Genomic DNA, 24,261 nt, shown 5'->3' with positions numbered 1-24,261 from the left:
CGTTCAGTCGCGCAGGTTCAGCACGTCGAACATGTCGAACATGCCCGTGCGCTGGCCCGCCAGAAAGCGCACGGCGCGCAGGCTGCCCTGGGCGTAGCCGGCGCGGCTGCTGGACTTGTGCGTGATCTCCACGCGCTCGCCGGTGCCGGCGAACAGCACCGTGTGGTCGCCCACGATGTCGCCCCCGCGCACGGTGGCAAAGCCGATGCTGCCGGCGCGGCGCTCGCCGGTGTGGCCGTAGCGCTCATAGACGGCGCGGTCGGCCAGCTGGGTGCCCTGCGCCTGGGCGATGACCTCGCCCATCTTCAGCGCCGTGCCCGAGGGCGCGTCCACCTTGTGGCGGTGATGGGCCTCGATGATCTCGATGTCGTAGCTGTCGTCGAGCGAGCGCGCGGCCAGCTGCAGCAGCTTCAGGGTGACGTTCACGCCCACGCTCATGTTGGGCGCCAGCACCATGGCCACCTGCTGCGATAGCGCCTGCAGCTGCTGCTTTTGCGCGTCGGAAAAGCCGGTGGTGCCGATGACCAGCTGCACGCCGGCCTCGGCGCAGGCGGCGGCGTGGGCCAGCGTGCCCTCGGGGCGGGTGAAGTCGATCAGCACGTCGGCGCCGGCCAGGCCCGCGCGCAGGTCGCTGGTGATGGCCACGCCGCTGGCGCGGCCCAGGAAGGCCATGGCGTCCTGGCCGATGCCGGGGCTGCCGGGCTGGTCCAGCGCGCCGGCCAGGGTCAGGTCGCCACTGGCGGCGATGGCCTCGATCAGCATGCGGCCCATGCGGCCGGAGGCGCCCGCCACGGCCACGCGGCGGGGAGCGGAGGAAGATAAAGCAGCAGCAGCGGTCATGTCGGCAGCGGGGCGGGAGGGGGGCGGGCGGCGCGGCGCTCAGCGGCGCGGCGACTCCAGCGGCGGGTAGTGCGCGGCGGGCGCCTCGGGCTCGGGCGGCTGGGCGTCCAGCGCCGGCGCGGTGGCAGGCCTGGCCGGGAAGCGCTCCAGCTGCGCCTCGGTGGCCTCCAGCTGCGGCACCTTGGGCTTGGACACCTTGGTGGACAGCGAGGCGACGAAATCGGCTTCGCTGGGCATCTCGTCACCCTCGGTGCGCTCGAGCACGCCCTCCTTGAAGAACACCGTCAGGCGGCGCGACTGCACCTCCACGCCCGGACGCTTCAGGGTGAAGACGTATTCCCAGCGATCGGCGTGAAAGAGGCTGCTCATCAGCGGCGTGCCCAGGATTTCGCGCACCTGCTGGCGGCCCATGCCGGGCTGCAGCGCGGCGACCTGCTCGCTGGAGATGAAGTTGCCCTGCACCACATCGATGCGGTAGGGGGTGACCGCATTGGCCACGCGGTGGGCCGTGCCGGAGCAGCCGGCCAGCCCGGCGCCAAACACGACGAGAGCGCCCCAGCGGGCGAGCCAAAGGGCGGCAGAGGACATGGAAACAGGCATAAGGCTATGATCCGGACCATTGTAGCGGCAGGATTTTCGGGGCCTTGAGCGCGCAGCCATCCGGCACACGACTGGCACACCAGGGGGCTTACATGAAAAACATCGAGGAACTCAAGAGCACGGGCCTGAAGGCCACCCTGCCGCGCCTGAAGATCCTTGAAATCTTTCAAAGCGGCGCCCAGCGCCACATGACGGCCGAAGACGTGTTCCGCGTGCTGCTGGACGAGCGCTCGGACATCGGCCTGGCCACCGTGTACCGCGTGCTCACGCAGTTCGAGCAGGCCGGCATCCTGATCCGCAGCAACTTCGAGGGCGGCAAGGCGATCTACGAGCTCAACGAAGGCCAGCACCACGACCATTTCATCTGCACCGTGTGCGGCCGGGTCGAGGAGTTCTACGACCCCGAGATCGAAAAGCGCCAGACGCTGATCGCCCGCGAGATGGGCTGGGTGGTGCACGACCACGCCATGTCGCTGTACGGCCAGTGCGCCGCCTGCGCGGCCAAGGCGGCCAGCACCTGACGCTGGCGCCTCAGGTGCCCCCGCGCTCCATGGCGCGGCGGTGGCGCTCGATGAATTCCTGGTAGGTATCGATGCCGCGCAGCTGCAAGATGGTATTGCGCACGGCGGCCTCCACCAGCACGGCGATGTTGCGCCCGGCCACCACCTGGATGATCACCTTGAGCACCGGCACGCCCAACACGTCCTGGGTGAGGGGCTCGTAGGGCAGGCGCTCGTAGTCGCGCTCCAGCGTTTCCTTGCGCACCAGATGCACGATGAGCTTCAGGCGCATGCGCCTGCGCACGGCCGACTCGCCAAAGATGGCGCGGATGTCCAGCAGGCCGATGCCGCGCACCTCCAGCAGGTTTTGCAACAGCTCCGGGCACTTGCCCTCGATGGTGGTCTGGTTGATGCGGTACAGGTCCACCGCATCGTCGGCCACCAGGCCGTTGCCGCGCGAGATCAGCTCCAGCCCCAGCTCGCTCTTGCCCAGGCCCGATTCACCCGTGATCAAGACGCCCAGGCCCAGGATGTCCATGAACACGCCGTGCATGGTGGTGCGGTCGGCAAAGTGCTTGGACAGGTAGGTGCGCAGCACGTCGATGACGAAGGCCGCCGACTCGGCCGTGGCGAACAGCGGAATCTGCGCCCGCTCGCACATGGACAGCAGCTCGGCCGGCGCCTCCTGGCCGTCGGCCAGCACCAGTACCGGCGGCTCCAGCGTGACGATGCGCGCGATGCGCCGCTGGCAGTCCTCGGGCGTGGCGTTGGACAAGTATGCGATCTCGCGCTCGCCCAGGATCTGTGCGCGGTAGGGATGGATGTAGTTCAGGTAGCCGACCAGGTCGGCACTGGAGCGGGCGGCCCGTACCGCCACCTCGGCAAAGCGGCGCTCGGAGGCGCCCAGCCCCGCAATCCACTGCCACTTGAGCAGGCCGCGGAACTCTTCGAACAGAACGTCTGCGCTGACGACGTTGGGCTTCACGGCAGCGGGTGCGGGCGGTGCGCGCCTTAAGGGTTGTCGTCGCGCGGCAGGGGTGCCTGCGCGGACTGCCAGTTGGCGATCATGCCGTGCAGCTGCTCCGCGTTCTGGCAGGCCTTCAGGCGCTCGCGCAGGGCGCTGTCGCTCAGCAGCTCGGCGATTTCCGAGAGGATTTCCAGGTGCTTTTGCGTGGCCGCCTCGGGCACCAGCAGGAAGATCAGCAGCGCCACCGGCTGCTCGTCCGGCGCGTCAAAGCCAATGGGCTGCGCCAGCTGGAACACCGCGGCCATGGGCGACTTCAGGCCCTTGATGCGTCCGTGCGGGATGGCCACCCCGTGACCCAGGCCCGTGGAGCCCAGCCGTTCGCGCGCAAACAGACTGTCCGTGATCAGCGCCCGGGACAGGCCGTGCTGGCTTTCAAACAGCAGCCCCGCCTCTTCGAATGCACGCTTTTTACTGGTGGCATCGACGCCTACGAGCACGTGGGCGGCGGGGAGGATGGAAGCAAGTCGATTCATGGTCAGTGAGCGAGGATTATGCACCCCTGGCGAAAACCCTTGGAGTGTATCCAAGGGCAACAAAAAACCGCCCCTTGGGGCGGTCGATATCCCTGCCTGTGGCAGGCGGGGCACACCAGCGCAATCAGGCGGCAGCGCTGGCGCCGGCGGCCTGCAGGGTAGCGCGGCGCACGCCGGCCTGGTGGTCCTGCATGCGGTCCTTGTAGCGCACCACCATGCGGTCGAGCTTGTCCATGAGCTCGTCCACGGCGGCGTACAGGTCGGCGTGACTGCTTTCCACGAACAGGTCGCTGCCCTTGACGCGCAGCGTGCATTCGGCGCGCTGGCGCCGGTCTTTCTCCTTTTGCTTTTCCACCGTGAGGAGCACCTTGACATCGACCACCTGGTCGAAGTGGCGGGTGATGCGATCGAGCTTGGTGACCACGTAGGCACGCAAGGCGGGGGTCACTTCCAGGTGATGACCGCTGATCGTCAAGTTCATAAAAGAAGCCTCCTGCGACTGACACCGTTGAAGAACGCCGCCCGGCACACCCGTTGCAGGCTGGCGGTACGGCTGGCGAACTTGAATGCATCCAGATCTGCGGCCACTATGCGCGTGCGGCCAGTCAAAGGCAAACCGATTGCCGGGTGCTACGCAAGGAATAAGGCAGGCAGATGTCAAAGCCGGGGAAAGGCTGCACAATCGTTTGCTTGGCCCCGCGCGCAGGCCGCCCGCTAGAATCGCGCGCCGCTCTGCAGGCCCACCGTTTCCCCTCCCCCTTTTTCTCCTTTTTTCGTCCGCCCCGCTGCGCCGCACGCCGGCCAGCTTCTGCACGCCCTACGCCATGACCCAGCCTTCAGCCCCCGCCCTGCATACCTCGGCCCTGACTTCGCTGCCCCTGCTGGCGCGCGGCAAGGTGCGCGACAACTACGCCGTGGGCGAGGACCGCATCCTGATGGTGGCCAGCGACCGGCTCTCGGCCTTCGACGTGATCATGGGCGAGCCCATTCCCGGCAAGGGCGAGCTGCTCACCCGGATGGCGCTGTTTTGGTTCGACAAGCTGGGCCACGTGGTGCCCAATCACCTGACGGGCGAAAGCCCCGAGAGCGTCGTGGCGCCCGAGGAGGCGTCCCAGGTGCGCGGCCGCTCCATGCTGGTGCAGCGCCTGCAGCCCATCCCCGTGGAGGCGGTGGTGCGCGGCTACCTGGCCGGCAGCGGCTGGAAGGAGTACCAGGAGTCGCGCTCGGTCTGCGGCGTGCCGCTGCCGCCAGGGCTGACCAACGCCGCGAAGCTGCCGCACAGCATCTACACCCCCGCCGCCAAGGCGGCCATGGGCGCGCACGACGAGAACATCACGTTCGAGCGCACCGTGGAGATGATCGGCCTGGAGCTGGCCACCCGCATCCGCGACGTGTCCATCCAGCTGTACGAGACGGCCGCCGCCATCGCCCTGGAAAAGGGCATGATCATTGCCGACACCAAGTTCGAGTTCGGCCTGGACCCAGCCGGCCAGCTGGTGCTGATGGACGAGGTGCTGACCCCCGACAGCTCGCGCTACTGGCCGGTGGAAGGCTACGCCGACGCCCTGGAGCGTGGCGAGAACCCGCCCAGCTATGACAAGCAGTTCGTGCGCGACTGGCTGGAGCAGGCCCAGGTCAGCGGCAAGCCCTGGGACAAGACGGCGCCCTCGCCGCGCCTGCCGCGCGAGGTGGTCGAGAAGACCGCCGCCAAGTACCGCGAGGCACTGCAGCGCCTGGCCGGCTGAAGGCGCCCTGGCCTGCCTTCACTGCGGCAGCATCTGCGGCTCGTCGTCCTCCAGCCGCAGCTCGCCGCGCTCGGCGGCGACGAAGCGCAGCAGCGGCTGGCCCTTGTCGCCGCGCAGCTCCAGCGTGCGGGCTTCCTGCAAATAGGAAGTGACGGCGCCCAGCTGCTGCAAATAGGCCAGCTCGCTGGCGCCGCCGTCCAGGCACAGGCGCAGCGACGAGCCCAGGCCGAAGAAGCGCAGCCGCCCGCCCTCCAGCGCGAAATGCCCGGCAAAGCGGTTGCAGCCGCCCGAGCCCACCACGCGCGCCTCGTCGCGCGCCAGCACCAGATGGGCCGGGCCCGCCCCGGGTGCCGGCTCGCCCACGGGCGGGCCGTCCACCAGCTCCACCAGCCGCCACCAGGTCTGGCGCAGCGGCACGGCGGCGTCCTGCGAGGCCGGCAGCTGCGGCAGGCGCGCCAGGATCACGTCCACGTGGCGAAACTGCGGGCTCAGCAGCACCGGGTGCACGCCCGGCGTGTCCAGCCACAGCCGGCCGTGCAGGGTGGTGGCGGCACGCACCTCGTAGCGGCCGCCGGGGCGGATGTCGGCCTGGTGGTAGGGCAGGCGCAGTGCGTAGGGCGGCCCGCCGGCGTCGGCCACGCGCTGGCGCGCCAGCACCAGCGGCGGCTCGCCCACGCGCGTCACGTCCACCAGCGCGGCCTCGAAGACCGCTTCGGGCGGCACGTACAGGCGCTCGCGCGAGATCGCCGTGCCGGTGATCAAGGCGTCGGGCGGCGGCGGCGCGCTGACGCAGCCGGCCAGCAGCAGCGCTGCCGCCGCTGCCAGCGCCCCGGCGGCGGCGCCGCGGCGGGCCAGGGGCGTCAGCTGAGCACCACGCTGGACAGGCGGCGGCGGTAGCTGGCCACGACCGGGTCCTCGGGCGGGATCTGGCCCTCGGCCACCTTGGGCTTCGGGGGATCGATGATCTCCAGCACGGCCACGTAGGCCTTGCGCGCGGCGCCGCCCTCCCAGGCCTTGTCGCGCATCAGGATCTCCAGCAGCTCGTCCATGGCGTCCGTCCAGCGCTGCTGGGCGATCAGCCAGCGGGCGCGGGCAAAGCGCGCGTCGAAATCGCGGCGGTTGGCCGCGATCTTTGCATCAAATTCGGCCTCAGCGCCCGCCCCGTAAGCGCTGGCAGCTACAAAATCAAGAGCATCCAGCCACACCTTCAGGGCGCCCAGGCGCTGCACGCCCTCGGCCTTGGCGATGACCGGGGCAAACGCCACCTTGGCGTCGTCCTCGCGGCCCATCTGCAGCAGCAGGCGCACGTAGTCAAAGCGCGCCTCGTCGTTGGCCGGGTCGGTGGCCACGGCGTGCTGCAGCTGCTCCAGCGCGCCCTCGGTGTCGCCGCTCTCCAGGGCCTCGTGGGCGGCCTCTTCCTGCGCCTGGCCGGCCAGCTCTTCCAGGCTGGGCAGGTGCTTGTCCAGGAAGGCACGCAGCTGGCCTTCGCTTTGCGCGCCCATGAAACCGTCCACCGGCTGGCCGTCCATCATCAGAATGCAGGTGGGGATGCTGCGGATGCCGAACATGGCGGCCAGTTGCTGCTGCTGATCGGAGTCGATCTTGGCCAGCTTGAAGCGCCCGTCGTACTCGGTCTCCAGTTTTTCCAGGATGGGCCCGAGCGTCTTGCACGGGCCGCACCAAGGCGCCCAGAAATCGACCAGCACGGGCACCTGCATCGACGCGGCGATGACTTCGGCTTCAAAATTCTCTACGGTGACATCCATCATGTTCTCGTGACCCTGTGAATCGGCAAGCGCGCCGGGCGCGCGGGTGGGGTTGTGCCGCCGATTGTCTGGCATTGCACCGCCCCGCCTAAAATCGTGCGGTTTCAGCCCGGCGCGCGCTGTCAGCCTGCGCCTTTTCACGTCATGCAAACCATTCAGATCGGTGTGGTCATGGGCTCCTCCAGCGACTGGGAGACCATGCAGCACGCAGTGGCCATCCTCGAGCAGTTCGGCATTCACCACGAGGCGCGCGTGGTCTCGGCCCACCGCATGCCCGACGACATGTTCGCCTACGCCGAGGAAGCGACCGGCCGGGGCCTGAAGGCCATCATCGCCGGCGCCGGCGGCGCGGCCCACCTGCCGGGCATGATCGCCGCCAAGACCGTGGTGCCGGTGCTGGGCGTACCGGTGGCCAGCCGGCATCTGCAGGGCGTGGACTCGCTGCACTCCATCGTGCAGATGCCCAAGGGCGTACCGGTGGCCACGTTCGCCATCGGCGCGGCCGGTGCGGCCAACGCGGCCCTGTTCGCCGTGGCGCTGCTGGCCAATGAAGATGCGGCCCTGCGCGATCGCCTCACGGCCTTCCGCGCCGAGCAGACGGCCGCCGCGCGGGCCATGCAGCTGCCGCCGGTGGCGCCATGAGCGGCGCCCCCATCCTGCCCGGCGCCACGCTGGGCGTGCTGGGCGGCGGGCAGCTGGGGCGCATGTTCGCCCACGCCGCCCAAGCCATGGGCTACGCCACCGCGGTGCTGGACGCCGACCCCGAAAGTCCCGCCGGCCTGGTCAGCCAGCAGCACATCCGCACCGCCTACGACGACCCGCAGGGCCTGGCCACGCTGGCCGCCGCCTGCGCGGCCGTGACCACCGAATTCGAGAACGTGCCCGCCGCCGCGCTGCAGACGCTGGCGCGCAGCATGCCGGTGTCGCCGGCGGCCGCCGCCGTGGCCGTGGCCCAGGACCGGGCGGCGGAGAAGGCCCACTTCGTGCGCTGCGGCGTGCCCGTGGCGCCGCACACCGTCATCGATAGCGAAGCGGCCCTGGCCACTGTGGATGCCGCCGCGCTGCTGCCGGGCATCTTGAAGACCGCCCGGCTGGGCTACGACGGCAAGGGCCAGGTGCGCGTGGCCACGCCGGGCGAGCTGGCCGCCGCCTGGCAGCAGCTGGGCCGCGTGCCCTGCGTGCTGGAAAAGATGCTGCCGCTGGCGCACGAGTGCTCGGTCATCGTCGCCCGCGGCGCTGACGGCTCCCTCGTCCACCTGCCGGTGCAGCGCAACCTGCACCGGGACGGCATCCTGGCCGTGACCGAGGTTTTTGAAGGAAATGTGCCTCCAGCCCTTGCTGGACAAGCGCTGGCAGCTGCGAAATCCATAGCGCAAGGGCTGGACTACGTGGGCGTGCTGTGCGTCGAGTTCTTCGTGCTGGAAGGCGGCGGCCTGGTCGTCAACGAAATGGCGCCGCGCCCGCACAACAGCGGCCACTGGAGCCAGAACGGCGCCGACGTCTCGCAGTTCGAGCTGCAGGTGCGCTGCATGGCCGGCCTGCCGCTCACGCAGCCGCGCCAGCACAGCGCCAGCATCATGCTCAACCTGCTGGGCGACCTGTGGCTGCGCGGCCCGGACGGCGCCGCCGCCACCCCGCCTTGGTACCAGGTGCTGCGCCTGCCCGGCTGCCACCTGCACCTGTACGGCAAGGCCAGCCCGAAGCCCGGGCGCAAGATGGGCCACCTGAACGTCACCGCCGCCAGCCCGGAGGGCGCCCGCGCCACGGCGCTGCAGGCGGCAGCGCTGCTGGGCATCGCGCCCTTTTAAACCGGCCCGCCCATCGTGATCCTGGACGCTGCCGCCCCCACCGCCCCGCAGGCTGCCGCGCAGGCCCTGGCCCGGGGCGAGCTGCTGGGCCTGCCCACCGAGACCGTCTACGGCCTGGCCGCCGATGCCGACAACGCCGAGGCCGTGGCGCGCATCTTCGCCGCCAAGGGCCGCCCGGCCGATCACCCGCTGATCGTGCACGTGGCCGGCAGCGCCGCCGTGCCGCACTACGCCCACGAGGTGCCGCTGTTCGCTCAAGCGCTGATCGACGCCTTCTGGCCCGGCCCGCTCACCCTGATCTTGCCGCGCCTGCCCTCACGCGCCGCAGCCGCGGCCGGCGGCCAGGCCAGCGTGGGCCTGCGCTGCCCGGCGCACCCGGCGGCGCAGGCCGTGCTGGCCGCCTGCGCCCAGCTGCCCGCGCCCATCCACGGCCTGGCCGCGCCCAGCGCCAACCGCTTCGGCCGCGTCAGCCCCACCACCGCCGCCCACGTGGCCGATGAGTTCGGGCCCGAGCTGCTGGTACTGGACGGCGGGCCCTGCGAAGTGGGCATCGAATCGACCATCGTGGACTGCACCCGCGGCGTGCCCGTGCTGCTGCGCCCGGGCAGCATCTCGCGCGACGCCATCGAGAGCGCCTGCGGCCTGCGTCCGCTATCGAAAGATGAGCTACCAACGCATGCCCCGCGGGCCTCAGGAACGCTTTTGGCACATTACGCACCCAGCGCCACGGTGCGCCTGATGGACGCGCGCCAGCTGCAGTCCGGCCTGGACGTGCTGGGCACGGACGCCGCCCACCTGGCTGTCTACGCCCGTGCGCCGCTGCGCACGCCCTCGCGCCGCGTGCTGCTGCGCCCGATGCCGCAGGACGCGGCCCTGGCCGCACGCGAGCTGTTCGCCGCGCTGCGCGGCTTCGATGACGCCGGCGTGCGCCTGATCTGGGTGGAAACGCCCCCCGACACCCCCGAATGGGAAGGGGTGCGCGACCGCCTCGCCCGCGCGGCTGCGGCCGCCCCTTAAACTCTGTTCCACTTTTTTTCGGAGAAAACTCCATGGCAGCACATTGGATGCGTCGCACCCTGCTGGCAGCGGCCTGCGCTTCGGCGGCCCTACTGGCGGCCTGCGGCTCCAGTTCCACCGAGTCGGCGCTCACGCCCGAGCGCCTGATTTCCTTTGGCGACGGCCTGGCCGACGTGGGCCAGACCGGCTCGCGCTACACCGTCAATGACGGCAGCGTGAACAACTGGACGCTGCAGGTGGCCGAGCACTACGAACGCACGCTGACGCCCGCGGCCAGCGGCGGCCTGGCCTATGCGCAGGGCAATGCCCGCGTCGCGGCCACGCCGGACGCAGCCGGCAACGCCGCCACGCCCACGGTGACGCAGCAGATCGACCAGTTCCTGGCCACGCACCGCTTCGGCGACAAGGACCTGGTGCTGATGAGCGCCGGGGTGTCCGACATCGTCGCCGGCATGGCCGCCGTGCGCGCCGGCACGCAGACCGAGGAGCAGTACGTGGCGAATGCCCGCCAGGCCGGCCTGGACCTGGCCGCGCAGGCCCGCCGCCTGGTCGACTCGGGCGCCAAGTACGTGCTGATGACCGGCAGCTACGACCTGAGCCGCTCGCCATGGGCCAAGGCCATCGGCCAGGAAGACCTGATCGGCCGCGCCAGCCGCGCCTTCAACCAGGCGCTGCTGGTGGCCATCGAGGACCTGGGCAAGAACGTCCTGTACATCGACGCGGCCTACTACGTGAACGTGTTCGAGGGCTCGCCCGGCTCCTACGGCTTCGAGGACGGCGAACGCGCCGTTTGCACCTCGGTGGATGCAGGCCCGGGCATCGGCATTGGCGCGGGCGAAGTCAATTCGGCCCTGTGCACGCCCAGCACCCTGCTGGCGGGCGCCAACGTCGAGCGCTTCGTGTTCGCCGACAAGATCTATCTGGCCCCGTCGGCGCAGCGCCAGCTGGGCAACTACGCCTACGACCGCGTGCACCAGCGCTGGTAAGCACCGGCCGGCCAGGGCCGCGCCTGGTTGCGCCGCATAAAAAAAAGGCCGGCTCCCTTGCGGGAGACCGGCCTTGAAAGCCTTGGAGTTACGCAAAAACCATCAGAAGCGCCAGCCCACCCCGATGGCGAACACGTTGGGGTTCAGACGCATGTCGATGCTCTGGCCGCTGGACAGGTGCGACGTGGTCTTCAGGAAGCTCTTGTAGTACGCCACGTCCAGAAACATGCGCTCGTTGAAGTTCCACACCAGGCCCACCTGGGGCGTCAGGCCAAACTTGTTGTCGATGCGCGCGGTGGTGGGGTTGGCGGGCGAGCCGCCCGTCACCCCCGTGAGCGCCGCCGTGCTGCGGTTCTTGAAGAACTTGCTGTAGGTCACGCCCAGGCCCACGTAGGGGCGGAAGGTGGCATTGGGTTCGCCAAAGCGGTACTGCGCGAACAGCGTGGCCGGCACGACCTTGGTCTGGCCCAGCTTGCCCACGCCGTCGATGGCGCCGTCGCCGTAGAACGAGTGCTTGAAGGGCAGGCCCACGGGCAGGTCGAGGGCCCAGTGGTCGGTCAGCATGTAGTTGATGCCGCCCGTCAGCGCGCTGGCGCTGCCTACGTCCACCTTGGTGCCGGGGAAGCTGGGCGCGCTGAGGTCGTCGCTCTTGGTCTGGGGCGCGATGTGGGTGGCGCCCACGCGCACGCTCCAGGTGCCTGCCACCTGGGCCTGGGCGGCGCCGAAGGCCGCCAGCAGGGTCAGCGCGCAGCCGGCCCGCAAGATTTGCTTGGTCATGGAAAAGTTACCTTGCTGCAAAGGGTCGGTGCATCACAGCCAGCCGGCTTGCGACAGCGAGCGCGAGACGAGCTGGCCCATGAGCTGGTGCGCGTAGGGCGTGGGATGGAAGGAGTCGGAGAAGGCGTAGCGCTGCCACCAGTCGGCGCCGGCGCCGGCCGGCGGCTTGGCCGACAGGGCGGCGGCGGTGCAGGTCGGGAAGGTGTAGGTGGGCAGGCCGCTGCCGTCCACGCCGGTGACCGGGCACACAGGCGTGGTCACGTTGTCGTAGGAGTACTGGGCAGGGTGTTCGGACTGGTCCTTGAAGGAGGCGTAGAAGTCCACCACAGCCACGCGCTTGTCGCCGGCGAACTGCTCGGCCAGCTTGGCGTTGAAGGCCTGCACCCAGCCGTCGAACAGCTTCTCGGCCTGGGCTGCGGCGGCCTGGCCGTTGGCCTGGGCGATGGAGCCCAGCACCGTGCGGAACTTGGGCGTCAGCGTCACGCCGGGCATGTTCAGCACGGCAACGCGGGACGCGCCCTTGTCCAGTGCCTGGGCCTTGATGGCGCCGGCAAAGCGCACGGCCAGCGCCTGCATGTAGGCCCCGCCCGCCTGCGCCATGCCGGCGGCGCCGCCGCCCAGCAGCTGCTGCACGGTGGCGGCGTTCAGCACGGTGCCCAGCAGCGCGGCGTAGGCCGCGCCGCCATCCTTGGAGGCGCCCAGGTAGGCGCCGATCAGGTCGCTGGCGTCGTTGCCGCCGCCATCGACCAGCAGCAGGTCACCGGCGCCGTAGCCGGCCGCGCCCAGGTCGGCCAGCTGGCGCAGGATGGACTGCGGCGCATTGGGCGCCTTGAAGTAGTTGATGGCGGCGCCGCCCACGGCGTAGTTGGTGCAGCTGGCGCGGGTGTTGAGCGCGCCGCTGGTCAGGTCGTAGTGCGGGCACAGCTTCTGGCTGTAGCTGCCGGCCACGCGCTCGGGCCAGATGAGGGTCGGCCCGCCGTTGTCGCCCGCGCCCTGCACGGTGAACTTGATGCCGAAGGTACCGCTGTCGGCCAGGCTGTCGCCCGCAACCTTGACGGAGGTGACCGGCGCGGCCGGCGTGGTGTCGGCACCGCCGCCGCCGCAGGCGGCCAGCAAAGTGGCGGCTGCGGCCGCTGCCGCCCAATGCATGCGAAATTTCATCAGATGCTCCTGGAGGGGGGAAACCTGTCGTTGAAAAAATAGTACGAACGTTCGTTTATGGGCGATCTTAACGGCCGCCGGCCACCGGCAGGAGCGGGAAAACACCAAAATCACCCCCGCGCCGCACCTATTTTTTTTCTGCGTCGCGGCGCGCCCAGTCCACCAGCGCATCCAGCGCCGGGCGTGCCGCCGGGGCGTTGTGGTGGTTGACGATGGCCACCAGCACATGGCGGCGGCCGCTCTCGCCCAGCACGTAGCCGGCGATGGCCGTCACGTCGCGCAGCGTGCCGGTCTTCAGGTGCGCCGCGCCGGAGGCTTGGCCCGGGCGCCGGCGCAGCGTGCCGTCCACGCCCATGATCGGCAGCGAGGCAACGAACTCGGGCATGACGGGCGAGGCCCAGGCCAGCTGCAGCATGCGCGCCAGGGCGCGGGCGCTGACGCGGGCTTCGCGGCTCAGGCCGGCGCCGTTGTCGGCCACCAGCGTGCCGGGCAGGCCCACGCGCTCGTCCCACCAGCGGCCCAGCACGTCGCGCGCGGCCTGCGGGCTGCCCTGGCCGGTGCGCTGCAGCGCCAGCGTCAGAAACAGCTGCTGCGTCATCACGTTGTTGCTGTACTTGTTGATGTCGCGCACCACCTCGGCCAGTGCCGGCGAGGTGGTGGAAAACGCCGGCGCCAGCCCTGCCGGCACGCGCCCGTCGCGCACCTGGCCCGTGAGCCTGCCGCCCAGCTCGCGCCACATGCCCTCGATGGCGCGGGCGGCGTAGCCCTGCGGGTCGGCAGGGGCAATGCTCCACTGGCGCTCGCCGCAGGCCGCCGGATAGCTGCCCGCCAGCGCCAGGCGTGCGGCGTCGGTGAAGTCGGCGCGCAGCCCGGCGCGCCAGTCGCCGCAGGCCGTGCCGGCAGGCGCCAGCGGCACGCTGGCGGGCAGCTCCAGCTGCGCCAGTGGCGGCTCGTGGCTGACGCGGGCCACGCCGGCGGCCTCGTCGGGCACGAAGCCGAAGGTGAGCGACTTGAAGTTCACCAGCAGCGCATCGGGCGCCACGTTGTAGGGCCGCCAGGGCTCGCCGTCGAACTGCGCCGCGTCGTGCGCCGGCACGGCAAAGGCGCTGCGGTCCAGCACGATGTCACCCACGATCACCGAGATGCCCTGCGCGCGCAGGCGGCGCATCAGCAGCCACAGCCGCTCGACCACCAGCCGGGGGTCGCCCTGCCCCCTGATATAGACATTACCGCGCAGGCTGCCGCCCTGGGGCGGGGCATCCAGGTACACCGGCGTTTCCCAGGTGAATGCCGGGCCCAGCAGCTCCAGCGCCGCAAAGGTGGTGACCAGCTTCATGACCGAGGCCGGGTTGGCCGCCGCGTCGCCCTGCACGGACAGGCGCGGCTTGGCGCCCTCCACGTCGATCACCACGGCGGCCAGCGCCTCGCGCGGCACCTTGGCGCGCTGCAGCGCGGCCTCCACCGGCGCAGGCAGGGCCTGGGCCGCAGACTGCGGCGGCACCTGGCGGGCGGCCAGGCCGAAGGGCAGGAGGGCGGCCGTGCAGGCCGCCAGGCAAAGCGCGCGGCGCGCGCACAGGAAACGGGATGCGTGCATGCGCACAAAGTCTAGAGGCCCCGCGGCGCGTGCGCCGATGCGCACGCCGATAATCACCCGGCCATGAACCTGCTTGCCTTCGACACCAGCACCGATACCCTGACCATTGCCGTGCAGCGCGGCAGCCAGGTGCTGGAGCACGACGGCCCGGGGGGCGCGCAGGCCTCCACCACGCTGATCGCCGCCATCCGCACGCTGCTGCAGCAGGCCGGGCTGTCCTTCGACAGGCTGGACGCCGTGGTCTTCGGCCGCGGCCCGGGCTCGTTCACGGGGCTGCGCACCGCCTGCTCGGTGGCCCAGGGGCTGGCCTATGGGGCGCGCGGCGGCCAGGGCGTGCCGGCGCTGCCGGTGGATACGCTGCTGGCGGTGGCCGAGCAGGCCCGCGCCGAGCACGGCTGCACGCGCGTGCTGGCCGCCCTGGATGCCCGCATGGACGAGGTGTACTGGGCGCCCTATGAATGGCGGGGCGACGCCTCGGCCGGCCACTGGTCGTGCCCGCCGGATTTCGGCCTGTCCGCGCCCCAGGCGATTGCCGTGCCCGAGGGCTTCACCGTGGCCGGCAACGCCCGCGCCGCCTATGGCGAGCGCCTGGCTCCCCAGGCCCCGCACGTGCCGGCGCGCCCCACCGCAGCCGCCCTGCTGCGCCTGGCGCCCGCGCTGCTGGCCGAAGGCGCGGCCGTGGCGGCCAACGCCGCCCTGCCGCGCTATGTGCGCGACAAGGTGGCCCAGACCACCGCCGAGCGCGATGCCGCGCGCCGCGCCGCGGCCCGGCCATGAGCGCACTCGCCCGCTCCGCCGCCACCGCGCCCGTCCAGGCGCACCTGGAGCCGCTCACCCCCGCGCGGCTGGACCTGCTGATGGCCGTGGAGACCAGCGCCTACGATCACCCGTGGACCCGCGGCAACTTCATCGACGCCATGGCCGCCGGCTACCAGTGCCAGCTGCTCATGGCGCAGGACGAGCTGCTGGGCTACTTCATCGCCATGCGCGGCGTGGACGAGGCCCACCTGCTCAACATCACCGTCGCCCCGCGCCACCAGCGCCAGGGCTGGGCCCACCTGCTGCTGGACGCGCTGGCGCTGTGGGCCCGGGCCCAGGGCGCCCAGTGGCTGTGGCTGGAGGTGCGCACCAGCAACCTGCGCGCGCAGCAGATCTATGAGCGCCACGGCTACCGCCGCGTGGGCGAGCGCAGGCACTACTACCCGGCCGTCCATGGCCAGCGTGAGGACGCCATCGTCATGAGCCTGCCGCTATGAGCCTGGACCTGGACAACCGCCAGCGGGCGATGCTGCAGGAGATGGGCATCGCCCTGTTCACCGCACCGGCCACCCGTACGCCGCCCGCTGCACCGGCACCGGCGCTCGCTCATGCGCCCGCTGCGGCACCGGCGGCTGCGCCCCGCCCTGCGCCGCAGCCGGCGCCCGAGGTTGCCGCACCCGCACCCGCACCCCCACCCGCACCCCCACCAGCACCCGCACCAGAACCAGAACCAGAACCGGCGCGAACGCCGGCAACGGCAGCGAGCGCCCTCCCGCCCGTGCTGCTGGCCCCGCCCGTTGCGCCCTATGCCCAGGGCAGTGCAGGCACCGGGCCCGGCAGTGGCTGGCTGGTGATCCTGGAATGCGCCGACCCCGCCGATCCGCTGGCGGGCGACGCCGGCCTGTTGCTGGACAACATGCTGCGCGCCGCCGGCCTGCACCGCCAGGGCGGCACGCAGCTGGCGGCCCTGGTGCGCGGGGCGGCCGACGGCGGCGTGTCCGCCGCGCCGCTGGCCGAGAGCCTGGCCGCCCTGCGCCCGCCCATGGTGCTGCTGCTGGGCCTGGGCGCGGCGCGCGCCGTGCTGGGCAGCCCGCTGCCGCTGGCCCGGCTGCGCGCCGGCGCACATCAGCTGCCCGACGGCACGCCGGCGCTGGTCAGCTACGACCCGGCCTACCTGCTGCGCGCCCCGCAGGCCAAGGCGGCCGCCTGGGCCGACCTGTGCCGCGCGCTGGCGCGGGTGCGCCACGGCCTGCGCTGAGGCACCGCGCCAGCCCACGCGATGGGCGCGCCGATGCCATAATTTCGGGCTTGCCGCGCAACGCGCCAAGCCTTGCCCTCCTTCCACCTCCAGGAAAAAAGACGCCATGGAAAGCTACCCCAGTCGGTAGCTTTCACCCTCCCGCACTGCCGACGGCCTGCAGGGGGTTGAAAGCACCTTCGCCCCATCACCGCAAACGCCAAGAACACCAAGGAGTGCGAGCCATGCTCAACATCTTTTCGCTCGCCAACGGCCGGCTGGTCCAGGAAGAAATCGAGTCGCTGGAAGAGCTCAAGCGCTTCCAGCCCATCTGGGTGGACCTGCAGTCGCCCACGCTGGAAGAAAAGCGCTGGATCAAGCAGCACTACGGCCTGTCCATCCCCGAAGACGTGATGGACGAGGACATCGAGGAATCCGCCCGTTTCTACGAAGAAGACAACGGCGAGCTGCATCTTCGCAGCGACTTCCTGGTCGATGACGAGGACGAGCCGCGCAGCGTGCGCGTGGCCTTCATCCTGAACCAGCACAACGCCGAGCTCAAGAGCTGCGGCGTGCTGTTTTCCATCCACGAGGAAGACATCCCCGTCTTTCGCCTGCTGCGCATGCGCGCGCGGCGCGCCCCCGGCCTGATCGAGGACGCCAAGGACGTGCTGCTGGCGCTGTTCGACACCGACGTCGAATACTCCGCCGACACGCTGGAGGGCATCTACGACGACCTGAAGGCCGTCAGCGTGCGGGTGCTCGATGGCAACGTGACGGACGACTACGCCCAGAGCGTGCTGGCCGACATCGCCTGGCAGGAAGACCTGAACGGCCGCATCCGCCGCAACATGCTGGACACCCGCCGCGCCGTCAGCTTTCTGATGCGCAGCAAGATGCTAGGGGCCGAGCAGTTCGAGGACGCGCGCCAGATCCTGCGCGACATCGAGTCGCTGGACAGCCACACGCAGTTCCTGTTCGACAAGATCAACTTCCTGATGGATGCGCTGGTCGGCTTTCTGAACATCAACCAGAACAAGATCATCAAGATCTTCTCGGTGGCTAGCGTGGCGCTGCTGCCGCCCACGCTGATCGCCAGCGTCTATGGCATGAACTTCCGCGTCATGCCCGAGCTGGAATGGCGATACGGCTACGCCTATGTCATCGCCCTGATGATCGCCAGCGCCGTGGGACCCATGCTGTACTTTCGCAAGCGGGGCTGGTTGAAGTAGAGGCAACCCCCTGAGCCGCTGGCGCGGCTCGCCGCCTCTCTGGCGCGGCTTCGCACGCTGGGAAGGGGACGACGCTACTGGGCCGGCGGAGCCGGACCCACGGCGTCCGCTGGCCTGAGGTGCGCCCCTCAATAGGGGTCAGTCAATAGGGGTCAGATTCCAATTATTGCTATTAAAAAAATAGCTGCCAGCGCTTGATGGATGGGCGCTAGCAGCTGATTTTGCTCTGGAAATTCCGGCGCATGGTGGATACACCGGGTTGCCTGCGGCTTAGAACGGGATGTCGTCGTCCATGTCGTCAAAGCCCGAGGCCGCGCGCGGGGGCGGGGCCATGGGCGCCGGTGCCGGGCGCGCCGCGGGGGCAGCAGGCGCCGGGGAGCGCGCAGGCGCGGGCGCAGGTGCCGGGGGGCGGCGCGGGGCCTCGTAGCCGCCGCCGCTGTCGCCGCCGAAGCTTTCGTCATAGCCACCACCCTGCCCACCCATGCCCTGGCGGCTGCCCAGCATCTGCATGGCATCGGCGCGGATTTCGGTGGTGTAGCGTTCCTGGCCGCTCTGGTCGGTCCACTTGCGCGTGCGCAGGCTGCCTTCCACGTACACCTGCGAGCCCTTTTTCAGGTACTGGCCGACGATCTCGGCCAGGCGGCCGTTGAAGACCACGCTGTGCCACTCGGTGGCTTCCTTGTTCTCGCCCGTGTTCTTGTCGCGCCAGCGGTCGGTGGTGGCGATGCGTACGTTGGCCACCTGGTCGCCGCTGGGGAAGGTGCGCATCTCCGGGTCGCGGCCCAGGTTGCCCACGATGATGACCTTGTTGACGGATGCCATGAGAAATTTCCTGTTGAGTTGATGACAGCCCGAGTGACGAAGAGAAGGTTCGGGCCAGATAAGCGAAAAAGTGGCTTCTCAAACCACCGGTGCGCAGCATAGCTGCCTGACGGCGCGAATGTGCAGGCGCACCCTTGAAAATGGTGGCGGCCAGGGGATTTGCAACCCGGCGCGCGCACGCTTGGCGCCTGTTCACGCGCGCTCAGTGCGCGCCGCGCCCCACCGGCCTGAGCGGCCAGGTGACGGCCAGCCACAGCGCCGTCAGCAGCGCAGTGGCGGCGAACAGGCCCGTGGGGCCGGCCCACTTGGCCAGCGCCCCGCCCAGGGCGCCGCCGGCGAACAGGCCCAAGGACTGCAGCGTGTTGTAGGCGCCCAGGGCGGCGCCGCGCAGGTTGGCCGGGGCCATGCGCGAGACCAGGCTCGGCTGGGTCGCCTCCAGCGCGTTGAAGCCGCAGAAGAACACGAAGAGCAGCCCGCCCAGCACCCACAGCGTGGGCTGCGCGCCGCCGGCCGACAGCAGCGCCAGCGCCGCCTGCACCACCAGCACCAGGGCAATGGCGGTCAGCAGCGCCGCGCGCAGGCGCCCGCGCCGCTCCATGGCGAACAGGCCGCCCATGGCGACGAAGGACAGCACCACCGCCGGCAGATAGACCTGCCAGTGCGCGGCCTTGGGCAGCCCGGCCTGCAGCAGCATGGCGGGCACGGCCACCCACATGGCCATCTGCACCGTGTGCAGCACGAACACGCCGGCGTTCAGGCGCAGCAGGTCGGCGTGGCGCCAGACCTCGGCCAGCCGGCCGCGGGGCACGTCCTGGTGCAGCGCGGGCTCGGGCGGCACGACCCACAGCACCACAGCGATGCCGGCCAGCGCCAGCACGCCGGTCAGCCCGAACAGCCCGGCCAGGCCCACGCGGGCGGCCAGCGGCGGCGCGGCCACCAGGGCGATGGCGAACATCAGCCCGATGCTGGCCCCCACCAGGGCCATGGCCTTGGTGCGCACGGCGTCGCGCGTCTGGTCGGCCAGCAGCGCGGTGACGGCCGCCGACACGGCGCCCGCACCCTGCAGCGCGCGGCCCGCCAGCAGGCCGGTGATCGAATCGGCCAGCGCGGCGATCAGGCTGCCGGCGGCAAACACCAGCAGGCCAGCCACGATGACACGCTTGCGCCCCAGCCGGTCGGACGCCATGCCCACGGGCAGCTGCAGGAAGGCCTGCGTCAGCCCGTAGATGCCCATGGCCAGGCCGACCAGGGCCGGGTCGTCGCCGCCGGGGTACTTGCGCGCCTCCAGCGCGAACACGGGCAGCACCAGGAACAGGCCCAGCATGCGCAGCGCAAAGATCAGCGCCAGGCTGATGCTGGCGCGGCGCTCGTCGCGCGTCATGGCGGTGGAGGGGCTGGGGCTGTCTTTGCGTGGCACGGGGCGGTGATCGGGGCAATATGAATGAAAACGGCCTCAAAGCCGCGCCAGGCAAGCGCTGGCAGCTATTGTTTTTGCAGCTTACAGGCCCAGCATCAGCTTCAGGTTCTGCACCGCTGCGCCGCTGGCGCCCTTGCCCAGGTTGTCCAGGCGCGCCACCAGCAGGGCGTGGCGGTGGTCTTCGTTGGGGAAGACGCGCAGCTCCAGCCGGTTGGTGTCGTTGAGCGCCGTGGGCTCCAGCTTGCCGTCCTCGGTGGGCGGCAGCACCTGCACCCACTGCTCGGGCGTGTTGCTCTTGGCGTAGTGCGCAGCCAGGGCGTCGTGCAGGTCGGCGGCCGTGGGCTTGCCCGGCAGCAGGTCCAGGTGCAGGGGCAGCTGCACCAGCATGCCCTGGCGGAAGTTGCCCACCGAGGGCACGAAGATCGGCCGGCGCTGCATGCCGGTGTACTTCAGGATCTCGGGCAGGTGCTTGTGCGACAGGCCCAGCGCGTACAGCTCATAGGGGGCGGCGCTACCGGCCTCGTAGGCCTCGATCATGGCGCGGCCGCCGCCGGAGTAGCCGCTCACCGACGGCAGCGCCACCGGGTGGTCGGGCGGCAGCAGGCCGGCATCGACCAGCGGGCGCAAGAGCGCGATGGCGCCGGTGGCGTAGCAGCCGGGGTTGGACACCCGGGTGGCGCTGCGCACCGCATGGGCCTGGCCGGCGCACAGCTCGGGAAAGCCGAAGACCCAGCCGTCCGCCGTGCGGTGGGCGGTGGAGGCGTCGATGATCTTGATGGCGCGGCCGGTCTCGGCCTGCAGCGCATCGACCATGGCCGCGCTTTCGCGGGCGGCGTCGTCGTGCAGGCACAGCACGACCATGTCCACGCCGGCGACCAGGTCGCGCTTGGCGGCCGCATCCTTGCGCAGCTCGGGCGCAATGCTGACCAGCTGCACCTGCGGCAGGGACTGCAGGCGCTCGCGAATCTGCAGGCCAGTGGTGCCTGCCTCGCCATCGATGAAGACCTTGTGGACCTGGGACATAAGGGCCGTTCTCCTGCCTGGGCGCCAGCGAAAAGCCGGGCCGGCTGTCAAGTTGCGTTAGGTTTGCGCCAAGACAATGGTGCGTCGCAGCATGATACAGTCGCCGGCTGCCTGTACCGAGTCTGCGGTCCGACTGCCTCTGGTTGTTGTCGTCTTCTCATGCCGCGTGTCGCGCACGGGTACCTCAACCCACCCTTCCCCTGAGAGAGACCTCACTCATGAAGATTCACGAATACCAAGGCAAGGAAATCTTGCGCAGCTTCGGCGTGCCCGTACCCCGCGGCATTCCTGCTTTCACGGTGCAAGAAGCCGTGGAAGCCGCACAAAAGCTCGGCGGCCCCGTGTGGGTCGTGAAGGCCCAGATCCACGCGGGCGGCCGCGGCAAGGGCGGTGGCGTGAAGGTCGCCAAGACCATCGAGGACGTCAAGGCCCGCGCCAGCGACATCCTGGGCATGCAGCTGGTCACGCACCAGACCGGCCCCGAGGGCCAGAAGGTGCGCCGCCTGTACATCGAGGACGGCGCCGACATCCAGAAGGAGTACTACCTGTCCGTCGTGACCGACCGCGGCACGCAGAAGGTGGCCTTCATCGCGTCGAGCGAAGGCGGCATGGACATCGAGGAAGTGGCCCACTCCTCGCCCGAAAAGATCATCACCGTGTTCGTGGACCCGCTCAAGGGCCTGACGCAAGAACAGGGCGAAGAGCTGGCCCGCGGCGTCGGCATGCCCGATGACTCCAAGGCCCAGTTCATCGACGTCTGCCAAAAGCTCTACAAGTGCTACATGGAGACGGACGCCTCTCTGGTCGAGATCAACCCCCTGAACCGCGACAGCAAGGGCAACATCTGCGCCCTGGACGCCAAGTTCAACTTCGACTCCAACGCGCTGTTCCGCCACCCCGACATCGTCGCCCTGCGCGACCTGGACGAGGAAGACCCGGCCGAGGTGGAAGCCTCCAAGTTCGACCTGGCCTACATCAGCCTGGACGGCAACATCGGCTGCTTGGTGAACGGTGCGGGCCTGGCCATGGCCACCATGGACACCATCAAGCTGTTCGGCGGCGAGCCGGCCAACTTCCTGGACGTGGGCGGCGGCGCCACCCCCGAGAAGGTGACCGAAGCCTTCAAGATCATGCTCAAGAACCCCAAGGTCGAGGGCATCCTGGTCAACATCTTCGGCGGCATCATGAAGTGCGACACCATCGCCACCGGCGTCATCACTGCCTGCAAGGCCGTGAACCTGCAGGTGCCGCTGGTCGTGCGCATGAAGGGCACGAACGAAGAGCTGGGCAAGAAGATGCTGGCCGAGAGCGGCCTGCCCATCATCAGCGCCGACACGATGGCCGAGGCGGCCACGAAGATCGTCGAAGCCGTGAAGTAATGACGAGGTAAAGCAAACATGTCGATCTATATCAACAAGGACACCCGCGTCATCACCCAGGGCATCACGGGCAAGACGGGCCAGTTCCACACCGAAAAGTGCATCGAATACGCCAACGGCAAGAACTGCTTTGTCGCCGGCGTGAACCCGAAGAAGGCCGGCGAGAAGATCTTCGACGTGCCGATCTACGCCAGCGTGCGTGAGGCCGCCAAGGAAACCGGCGCCACCGTCAGCGTGATCTACGTGCCCCCGGCAGGCGCCGCGGCCGCCATCCTGGAGGCCGTCGAGGCCGACCTGGACCTGGCGATCTGCATCACCGAAGGCATTCCCGTGCGCGACATGCTGGAAGTGCGCAACAAGATGCTGGCCAAGGAAGCCGCCGGCGGCAAGCGCACGCTGCTGCTGGGCCCCAACTGCCCCGGCCTGATCACGCCCGACGAGATCAAGATCGGCATCATGCCCGGCCACATCCACATGAAGGGCCGCGTGGGCGTGGTCAGCCGCTCCGGCACGCTGACCTATGAAGCCGTGGCGCAGCTGACCGAGCTGGGCATCGGCCAGTCGTCGGCCGTGGGCATCGGCGGCGACCCGATCAACGGCCTCAAGCACATCGACGTGATGCGCGCCTTCAACGACGACCCCGAAACCGACGCCGTGATCATGATCGGCGAGATCGGCGGCCCCGATGAAGCCGAAGCCGCCCGCTGGTGCAAGGACCACATGAAGAAGCCCATCGTCGGCTTCATCGCTGGCGTCACGGCCCCTCCCGGCAAACGCATGGGCCACGCCGGCGCGCTGATCTCCGGCGGCGCCGACACGGCGGATGCCAAGCTGGCCATCATGGAAGAGTGCGGCTTCAAGGTCACGCGCAACCCGTCGGAGATGGGCCGCATCCTCAAGGGCCTGCTGTAAGCCAGCAGCCCCACATGGCCCGGCGCGACGCCCGCCCCCCGATGCACGTCGCGCCATGCCAGGAGACAAAAAAGCCAGCGGCCCCGCTGGCTTTTTTTCTGCCCGGCGAACGGCCGGATACCGCAGACACAAATGAAAGCGCCGCGTGACAAAAATGGCGACACCTCAGGGCGAGCACCCTGGCGCCATGAAGTAACATAACGCAACATATTCGAGACACCGGCCCACCACTGCGCCTTTATCCACACATGCCGAGCTACGAGTTCTACGCACTGACCGACACCGGCCGCGTGCGCACCAACAACGAAGACGCGGTGGCCGTCCACGAGGCCGCCGGCCTGGTGCTGCTGGCCGACGGCATGGGCGGCTACAACGCCGGCGAGGTGGCGGCCGTCATGGCCATCGAGCAGGTGGGCGCCGAACTGGCCCGTTGGCTGGAGGCGCCCGGGGGCCGCAGCGCCAGCCCCGCCGAAGTGCGCGAGCGGCTCGACGCCTGCGTGGAGCAGGCCAACCACGCCATCCTGGGCGCGTCCCTGTCCGACCCGCAATACGAGGGCATGGGCACCACGCTGGTGGCGGGCGTCTTTATTCCCAGCGGCGGCCGGCTGGTGCTGGGCCACGTCGGCGATTCGCGCTGCTACCGGCTGCGCAGAGGCAGCCTGGAGCAGCTGACGCGCGACCATTCGTGGCTGCAGGAGCAGATGGACGCCGGCCTGCTCACCCCAGAAGAGGCCGCGCGCACCGGCATGCGCAACCTGGTCACCCGCGCCCTGGGGGTGGAGCCCGTGGCGCCGCTGGAGGTCAATGAATTCACCGTGGAGCCGGGCGACCTGTACCTGCTGTGCTCCGACGGTCTGACCGACCTGATGACCCACGAGGAACTGGCCGAGCTGGCCCGCCAGCCCCTGCCCCTGGCCGAAAAGGCCAGCCGCATGGTGGCCCTGGCCAACGCCCTCGGCGGGCGCGACAACATCAGCGTGGTGCTGGCCCAGGCCGCTGGCGACGCACTGCCTGCCGAGGCGCGCCGCGGCGGCCTCGTCAGCCGCCTGCTGCGCGGCAATTCGTAACTTTTATAAAACGTTTAGACACGAACTGCGCCCGGAAATTGCTTGGTCCCCCTGCCGGCCCAGACCCGAAAATCTCCCGTCCAGTCTCTCTCTTTTCTCCCAGCTCACGCGCCCGCTGC

The 24,261-nt window shown here is 69.9% G+C and carries 26 protein-coding genes; 13 read left to right on the top strand and 13 right to left on the bottom strand.

What is annotated here, in order from left to right; all coding sequences use genetic code 11:
- Positions 1-3 precede the first annotated feature (3 nt).
- Positions 4-840, bottom strand: coding sequence for a 4-hydroxy-tetrahydrodipicolinate reductase (gene dapB / locus C7H73_RS03105; protein ID WP_106845324.1), 837 nt, complete (start codon positions 838-840; stop codon positions 4-6).
- A gap of 39 nt (positions 841-879) precedes the next feature.
- The gene (locus tag C7H73_RS03100; protein ID WP_227001400.1) at positions 880-1,428 is read right to left on the bottom strand and encodes an outer membrane protein assembly factor BamE; all 549 of its coding nucleotides are present in this window, start codon (positions 1,426-1,428) and stop codon (positions 880-882) included.
- 104 nt (positions 1,429-1,532) lie between these two features.
- Between C7H73_RS03100 and fur the strand changes: the two genes are divergently transcribed.
- Entirely contained in the window at positions 1,533-1,961 is a 429-nt protein-coding gene (fur, locus tag C7H73_RS03095; RefSeq protein ID WP_106845322.1) for a ferric iron uptake transcriptional regulator, read from the top strand.
- Between the two features lie 10 nt (positions 1,962-1,971).
- Here fur and hprK read toward each other — a convergent pair whose 3' ends face one another.
- The 3 genes from hprK to hpf all read right to left on the bottom strand — a co-directional run bounded on the left by hprK (position 1,972) and on the right by hpf (position 3,921).
- Positions 1,972-2,925, bottom strand: a complete 954-nt coding sequence (gene hprK, locus C7H73_RS03090) for an HPr(Ser) kinase/phosphatase (protein ID WP_106845321.1) — start codon at positions 2,923-2,925, stop codon at positions 1,972-1,974.
- A 26-nt stretch (positions 2,926-2,951) separates the two neighbouring features.
- On the bottom strand, positions 2,952-3,440 hold the full coding sequence (locus C7H73_RS03085; protein ID WP_106845320.1) for a PTS sugar transporter subunit IIA: 489 nt from the start codon (positions 3,438-3,440) through the stop codon (positions 2,952-2,954).
- A gap of 124 nt (positions 3,441-3,564) precedes the next feature.
- Positions 3,565-3,921 (bottom strand): ribosome hibernation-promoting factor, HPF/YfiA family, encoded by a 357-nt coding sequence (gene hpf / locus C7H73_RS03080; protein ID WP_106845319.1) that lies wholly within the window; start codon positions 3,919-3,921, stop codon positions 3,565-3,567.
- Between the two features lie 343 nt (positions 3,922-4,264).
- Between hpf and C7H73_RS03075 the strand changes: the two genes are divergently transcribed.
- Positions 4,265-5,185, top strand: coding sequence for a phosphoribosylaminoimidazolesuccinocarboxamide synthase (locus tag C7H73_RS03075; protein ID WP_106845318.1), 921 nt, complete (start codon positions 4,265-4,267; stop codon positions 5,183-5,185).
- Positions 5,186-5,203: 18 nt separating this feature from the next.
- Here C7H73_RS03075 and C7H73_RS03070 read toward each other — a convergent pair whose 3' ends face one another.
- Both C7H73_RS03070 and trxA read right to left on the bottom strand, forming a co-directional pair.
- Entirely contained in the window at positions 5,204-5,947 is a 744-nt protein-coding gene (locus C7H73_RS03070; RefSeq protein ID WP_227001399.1) for an META domain-containing protein, read from the bottom strand.
- 98 nt (positions 5,948-6,045) lie between these two features.
- Entirely contained in the window at positions 6,046-6,954 is a 909-nt protein-coding gene (gene trxA, locus C7H73_RS03065; RefSeq protein ID WP_106845316.1) for a thioredoxin, read from the bottom strand.
- Between the two features lie 141 nt (positions 6,955-7,095).
- On the opposite strand from trxA, the gene purE reads away from it, so the two are divergent.
- Genes purE through C7H73_RS03045 form a run of 4 tightly spaced genes read left to right on the top strand, consistent with a single transcriptional unit; the run spans position 7,096 to position 10,762 of the window.
- Positions 7,096-7,593 (top strand): 5-(carboxyamino)imidazole ribonucleotide mutase, encoded by a 498-nt coding sequence (gene purE / locus C7H73_RS03060; protein ID WP_106845315.1) that lies wholly within the window; start codon positions 7,096-7,098, stop codon positions 7,591-7,593.
- Positions 7,590-8,759 carry a 5-(carboxyamino)imidazole ribonucleotide synthase gene (locus tag C7H73_RS03055; RefSeq protein ID WP_106845314.1) on the top strand — a complete coding sequence of 390 codons (1,170 nt, stop codon included), beginning with the start codon at positions 7,590-7,592 and terminating at the stop codon, positions 8,757-8,759. The genes purE and C7H73_RS03055 overlap by 4 nt, the downstream gene beginning before the upstream one ends.
- A gap of 15 nt (positions 8,760-8,774) precedes the next feature.
- On the top strand, positions 8,775-9,776 hold the full coding sequence (locus C7H73_RS03050) for an L-threonylcarbamoyladenylate synthase (protein ID WP_106845313.1): 1,002 nt from the start codon (positions 8,775-8,777) through the stop codon (positions 9,774-9,776).
- A 32-nt stretch (positions 9,777-9,808) separates the two neighbouring features.
- Complete coding sequence (locus C7H73_RS03045) at positions 9,809-10,762, top strand: SGNH/GDSL hydrolase family protein (protein ID WP_106845312.1); 954 nt, start codon at positions 9,809-9,811, stop codon at positions 10,760-10,762.
- A gap of 102 nt (positions 10,763-10,864) precedes the next feature.
- On the opposite strand, the gene C7H73_RS03040 is transcribed toward C7H73_RS03045, so the two are convergent.
- The 3 genes from C7H73_RS03040 to dacB all read right to left on the bottom strand — a co-directional run bounded on the left by C7H73_RS03040 (position 10,865) and on the right by dacB (position 14,294).
- Positions 10,865-11,539: an OmpW/AlkL family protein gene (locus tag C7H73_RS03040; RefSeq protein ID WP_106845311.1), complete on the bottom strand. Its 675-nt coding sequence runs from the start codon at positions 11,537-11,539 to the stop codon at positions 10,865-10,867.
- A 33-nt stretch (positions 11,540-11,572) separates the two neighbouring features.
- The gene (locus tag C7H73_RS03035; protein ID WP_106845310.1) at positions 11,573-12,700 is read right to left on the bottom strand and encodes an SGNH/GDSL hydrolase family protein; all 1,128 of its coding nucleotides are present in this window, start codon (positions 12,698-12,700) and stop codon (positions 11,573-11,575) included.
- Positions 12,701-12,827: 127 nt separating this feature from the next.
- On the bottom strand, positions 12,828-14,294 hold the full coding sequence (gene dacB, locus C7H73_RS03030) for a D-alanyl-D-alanine carboxypeptidase/D-alanyl-D-alanine endopeptidase (RefSeq protein WP_106845309.1): 1,467 nt from the start codon (positions 14,292-14,294) through the stop codon (positions 12,828-12,830).
- Between the two features lie 63 nt (positions 14,295-14,357).
- Between dacB and tsaB the strand changes: the two genes are divergently transcribed.
- The 4 genes from tsaB to corA all read left to right on the top strand — a co-directional run bounded on the left by tsaB (position 14,358) and on the right by corA (position 17,522).
- Positions 14,358-15,071: a tRNA (adenosine(37)-N6)-threonylcarbamoyltransferase complex dimerization subunit type 1 TsaB gene (gene tsaB, locus C7H73_RS03025; protein WP_106845308.1), complete on the top strand. Its 714-nt coding sequence runs from the start codon at positions 14,358-14,360 to the stop codon at positions 15,069-15,071.
- Entirely contained in the window at positions 15,068-15,550 is a 483-nt protein-coding gene (gene rimI / locus C7H73_RS03020; RefSeq protein WP_106845307.1) for a ribosomal protein S18-alanine N-acetyltransferase, read from the top strand. Before tsaB ends, rimI begins: the two co-directional genes overlap by 4 nt.
- Positions 15,547-16,311 carry a uracil-DNA glycosylase family protein gene (locus C7H73_RS03015; RefSeq protein ID WP_106845306.1) on the top strand — a complete coding sequence of 255 codons (765 nt, stop codon included), beginning with the start codon at positions 15,547-15,549 and terminating at the stop codon, positions 16,309-16,311. The genes rimI and C7H73_RS03015 overlap by 4 nt, the downstream gene beginning before the upstream one ends.
- Before the next feature lie 224 nt (positions 16,312-16,535).
- Entirely contained in the window at positions 16,536-17,522 is a 987-nt protein-coding gene (gene corA, locus C7H73_RS03010) for a magnesium/cobalt transporter CorA (RefSeq protein WP_106845305.1), read from the top strand.
- Between the two features lie 270 nt (positions 17,523-17,792).
- Here the strand turns inward: corA and ssb are convergent, their stop codons facing one another.
- The 3 genes from ssb to argC all read right to left on the bottom strand — a co-directional run bounded on the left by ssb (position 17,793) and on the right by argC (position 20,784).
- Complete coding sequence (gene ssb / locus C7H73_RS03005) at positions 17,793-18,344, bottom strand: single-stranded DNA-binding protein (protein ID WP_106845304.1); 552 nt, start codon at positions 18,342-18,344, stop codon at positions 17,793-17,795.
- 202 nt (positions 18,345-18,546) lie between these two features.
- Positions 18,547-19,725, bottom strand: coding sequence for an MFS transporter (locus C7H73_RS03000; RefSeq protein ID WP_106847505.1), 1,179 nt, complete (start codon positions 19,723-19,725; stop codon positions 18,547-18,549).
- 117 nt (positions 19,726-19,842) lie between these two features.
- A complete protein-coding gene (gene argC, locus C7H73_RS02995) occupies positions 19,843-20,784 on the bottom strand; it encodes an N-acetyl-gamma-glutamyl-phosphate reductase (protein WP_106845303.1) in 942 nt (313 codons plus the stop codon).
- A 218-nt stretch (positions 20,785-21,002) separates the two neighbouring features.
- On the opposite strand from argC, the gene sucC reads away from it, so the two are divergent.
- From sucC to C7H73_RS02980, 3 genes are all read left to right on the top strand, one after another.
- Positions 21,003-22,163: an ADP-forming succinate--CoA ligase subunit beta gene (gene sucC, locus C7H73_RS02990; protein WP_106845302.1), complete on the top strand. Its 1,161-nt coding sequence runs from the start codon at positions 21,003-21,005 to the stop codon at positions 22,161-22,163.
- Positions 22,164-22,181: 18 nt separating this feature from the next.
- Complete coding sequence (gene sucD, locus C7H73_RS02985; protein ID WP_106845301.1) at positions 22,182-23,075, top strand: succinate--CoA ligase subunit alpha; 894 nt, start codon at positions 22,182-22,184, stop codon at positions 23,073-23,075.
- A 248-nt stretch (positions 23,076-23,323) separates the two neighbouring features.
- On the top strand, positions 23,324-24,142 hold the full coding sequence (locus C7H73_RS02980) for a PP2C family protein-serine/threonine phosphatase (protein WP_106845300.1): 819 nt from the start codon (positions 23,324-23,326) through the stop codon (positions 24,140-24,142).
- Positions 24,143-24,261: the final 119 nt, after the last annotated feature.

This window comes from Pulveribacter suum, assembly GCF_003013695.1.
GTDB lineage: Bacteria > Pseudomonadota > Gammaproteobacteria > Burkholderiales > Burkholderiaceae_C > Melaminivora > Melaminivora suum.
The sequence above is the reverse complement of the archived record's forward strand: the minus strand, read 5'-3'. Positions and strand labels throughout refer to the sequence as shown.